The organism is Bacillus sp. GMs2/2 (genome assembly GCF_050172095.1).
In the GTDB taxonomy this organism is placed as follows: domain Bacteria; phylum Bacillota; class Bacilli; order Bacillales; family Bacillaceae_G; genus Bacillus_A; species Bacillus_A cereus.
Genome location: NZ_JBNLYE010000483.1, coordinates 1 through 2510 on the forward strand (window position 1 = coordinate 1; position 2510 = coordinate 2510).

Consider the following 2510-nt stretch of genomic DNA (forward strand, 5'->3'; position numbering starts at 1 on the left):
ATTTTATTAATTGTATGGATTGTATTTCTACCATTAAAAAAGAGCCATTGACGGCTCTTTTTCTAGTCTGTAACACATTGATAAATAAAATATACTAAAACGAGTATGCTTGCGGCGGAATACATGACGTCTAAAGTCATTCAAGTGCCTCCTCAATATCGTGGTATTAATATTGTATGAAATCTTACAATTTCATATTCAAGTGAAAAATATGTGAACGTTAACAAAATTGTAAAGTGCAAAAATTATAATCATTTTGTATAATAGAAGAAACCACCGTTATATAAAAAATAATGAGTGAAAGGGGAGGGAACATAAATGCCAAATTGGTTTAGAAAAACCTTAGTCGCATTAATTACCGTATTTACATTTGGTTTAGTGACGCCTCCTTCCATATTGCTTGATAATGCCAAAGCTGCGGACAAGCCTACGAGCACAGCTGGGCAACAAAGTTTGGAGAGTACGTCCTATACATATGAAGAAACGAATGACAGGTTAACCACCGATACTTTTATTACTTATGCGATGCAAGAAGCAGAGAAGCAGTCGATGCAAAAGTTTGGTACTAAAATTGGTCCAGTAATTGAAGATGAATTTAAAGATGTAATATTACCAAAGATTGAAGAGGCAATTGCTGAGCTTGCTAGTGATGTACCAGAAGATTCACTACAATCATTAGCGATTTCTCAAAAACCAGCTGGTGGGAATAATGAAAAGATTTTTCATGTCTACGATACGAAATCAGGAAATGATTTATTGCGTTTCCATGTAAGAAGAGATCATCCACCGCAAGATGGTTATTATTTTAATTTCCATTATCATCGTTTTGATGATGGATACTCAGGACATCATGAGTTAGGAAATATTTATTGGAATACGAATGTACCGCCGAAATGGCTTTCTTAAAAAGAACAAGAGAAAATCTTGTTCTTTTTTATTTTTATAGAAGGGACAGACAACCATGTTGTTGAATAACATAGGTTTAGAAAAAAGAAGCAAAGGGAGTATGGGAATGCAAAAATATATTGTTTTTGACTTTGATGGCACATTAGTAGATTCACAAAATATATTTGTACCAATTTATAATCAAATTGCTGAAAAGCACGGATATAAAACGGTAAGAGAAGAAGAAATTGAGTATTTACGCAAGTTAACGATGGCGGAGAGATGTAAACAACTCGATGTACCACTGTATAAACTACCGATATTAGCGCTGGAGTTTTATAAATTGTATCAACCTGCTATAAAAGATCTTATTTTGTTCCATGGGATGAAGGAAGTATTAGATGAACTACATAAAAAAGGCTACGGAATTGCAGTCATATCATCGAACTCAGAAGAGCATATTCGGGCGTTTTTACAAAAGAATGATATAGAAAATATACAAGAAGTGTATTGTTCTAAAAATTTGTTCGGTAAAGACAAGATGATAAAAAGATTTTTAAAATCGAAAAAGATAACAGAGAAAGATATGTTATATGTCGGTGATGAACAGCGAGACGTAGCAGCGTGTAAAAAGGCTGGAGTGAACGTAATTTGGGTATCTTGGGGATATGATGTTATTGAAACAGTGAAAAAAGATGCACCAGATTACATGGTTCATAAGCCGATGGAAATTGTGCAAGTAGTACAAGGAGCGTATTCTTAATATGAATACACTGCGAGCAGGCATTCATCATATTGAATTTTGGGTAGCAAATTTAGAGGAGTCCATTTCTTTTTATAATAAGTTGTTTTCCATAATTGGGTGGAGAAAGTTAAATGAAGTAGCATATAGCACAGGAGAAAGTGAAATATACTTTAAAGAAGTAGATGAGGAAATTGTAAGGACGTTAGGGCCTAGACATATTTGTTATCAAGCTATTCATAGAGAAGTAGTTGATGAAGTAGCAGATTTTCTTTCTAGTACGAAAGTGAAGGTAATACGTGGTCCAATTGAAATGAATCATTATTCGGAAGGTTACTATACGATTGATTTTTACGATCCGGATGGATTTATTGTAGAAGTTGCCTATACACCAAATGCAGAAATGTAAGGGGAATAGATATGAAGATAATTACAGCACGGCAAAGCAATATACAAATAGTAAAAGATGCAGCGAATATTGAAGAAATTTCTAAAGGTTTTTCGCCTGATAAGAAATATATAATTACGAATGCAAATAATGAAAAATATTTATTTCGGACAGGCGATATAAAAGAGTATGAAAGAAAGAAAATAGAGTTTCAAATTTTAAATGAAATGGTAAAACGTAACGTACAGGCACAAAGGCCAATTGAAATAGGTATATTGGAAGAAGAAGGTGTATGCTATAGTATTTTTTCATATTTAGAAGGGGAAGATGCGAAGAAGCTATTGCCTACGTATTCACCAAAAGAACAATATGATATTGGTATAGAGGCAGGAAAAGATTTAGCAAAAATGCATACATTTGAAGCTCCTAAGGATATACTTCCATGGTATGAAAGAGCTATGAAAAAACATAGTAAATATGTAGAGGTATACAAAA

The 2510-nt window shown here is 33.3% G+C and carries 4 protein-coding genes; all 4 read left to right on the forward strand.

Annotated features, from left to right (window positions below; genetic code table 11):
- Positions 1-318: 318 nt before the first annotated feature.
- Positions 319-906, forward strand: a complete 588-nt coding sequence (locus ACQGS6_RS26360; protein WP_001134421.1) for a YpjP family protein — start codon at positions 319-321, stop codon at positions 904-906.
- 106 nt (positions 907-1012) lie between these two features.
- Positions 1013-1648 (forward strand): HAD family hydrolase, encoded by a 636-nt coding sequence (locus tag ACQGS6_RS26365; protein WP_001987851.1) that lies wholly within the window; start codon positions 1013-1015, stop codon positions 1646-1648.
- Position 1649: 1 nt separating this feature from the next.
- Positions 1650-2036: a VOC family protein gene (locus ACQGS6_RS26370; RefSeq protein ID WP_047386066.1), complete on the forward strand. Its 387-nt coding sequence runs from the start codon at positions 1650-1652 to the stop codon at positions 2034-2036.
- Between the two features lie 11 nt (positions 2037-2047).
- Positions 2048-2510: aminoglycoside phosphotransferase family protein (locus tag ACQGS6_RS26375; RefSeq protein ID WP_426965865.1), on the forward strand; the 463-nt coding region annotated here is incomplete at its 3' end.

Bases quoted from the DNA above. Each gene is read 5' to 3' on its own strand.
- ACQGS6_RS26365 (WP_001987851.1), top strand. From the start codon at position 1,013: ATGCAAAAATATATTGTTTTTGACTTTGATGGCACATTAGTAGATTCA.
- ACQGS6_RS26360 (WP_001134421.1), top strand. From the start codon at position 319: ATGCCAAATTGGTTTAGAAAAACCTTAGTCGCATTAATTACCGTATTT.
- ACQGS6_RS26370 (WP_047386066.1), top strand. From the start codon at position 1,650: ATGAATACACTGCGAGCAGGCATTCATCATATTGAATTTTGGGTAGCA.